The sequence below is a fragment of the Acinetobacter guerrae genome (genome assembly GCF_009372255.1).
Lineage (GTDB): Bacteria > Pseudomonadota > Gammaproteobacteria > Pseudomonadales > Moraxellaceae > Acinetobacter > Acinetobacter guerrae.
Genome location: NZ_LXGN01000057.1, coordinates 1 through 818, shown reverse-complemented (window position 1 = coordinate 818; position 818 = coordinate 1). Strand labels below are relative to the sequence as shown.

The following is an 818-nucleotide window of genomic DNA, read 5'->3' as shown; positions in this document are numbered from 1 at the left end:
AGCTTTTTATATTTTTGAGCATGTATTGGATGCTGTCGGCTTACAATTTGAAGTTACTGAAAAGAAACATATTCTACCCAACTTGGATGAGACCTAAAGCATGTTCTCTGAGGATGATGAATAAATACTTTTAATTTTACCCGCATACGGAATGTATTCCTATTTGACTACAAAATCTAGGAATACAGTCCCAGTTTTCAGAGATACTTATGGGAAGAAGAGATTTATACAGGGTATTATTCCCTAAACAACGTAAGGCATTGACAACTTTTGGAGAGGATTTATTACTTGCTGCGAAACGCCGTGGACTGACCAAACAATTGATCTGTGATCGTACAGGTTTTGATAATAAAACCGTGAGTAAAGTTTTTACTGGTGATCCTAGTGTGGCTATTGGTACATACATTAAAGTAATGGCGGTGCTTGGTATGGAAGAAAACTTCGCCAAATTGGCAGCTCATGATGAAGTAGGGATTAAATTACAAAATATTAAACTGTTAGGCAGTTCAAAGTGATCTTATACTAGCGTCTATCAACTCATATTTAAGATACTTAGGTGAAAATAGAAACTCATGTATAATTAAGAACAGCAAAGGTGAGCCTCGATGTAAATTTTTCCCTTTGCGATTCAGTTTCCCTACCTCCATACAGTTGGGGGTAAAACTGGGGGTAAAATTAAAAAACATCATAATAAATTATATTTATTTTCAGTATATTAAATTAAAAAGTTGATTCCCTCTCTCCCGCCAAGATGACTACTAACAACATTCCATGTTGTCCTAAAAAGCTTGAATTTAAATGATTCAGGCTTTTTTTGT

The 818-nt window shown here is 34.7% G+C and carries 1 protein-coding gene; it reads left to right on the top strand.

Going from position 1 to position 818, the window contains the following annotated elements:
- Window positions 1-209: 209 nt before the first annotated feature.
- Window positions 210-515 (top strand): transcriptional regulator, encoded by a 306-nt coding sequence (locus tag A7A69_RS15305; RefSeq protein WP_152878255.1) that lies wholly within the window; start codon window positions 210-212, stop codon window positions 513-515.
- Window positions 516-818: the final 303 nt, after the last annotated feature.

What these genes read in the sequence shown, in the direction of transcription:
- A7A69_RS15305 (WP_152878255.1), top strand. Translation starts at nt 210, where the DNA reads ATGGGAAGAAGAGATTTATACAGGGTATTATTCCCTAAACAACGTAAG.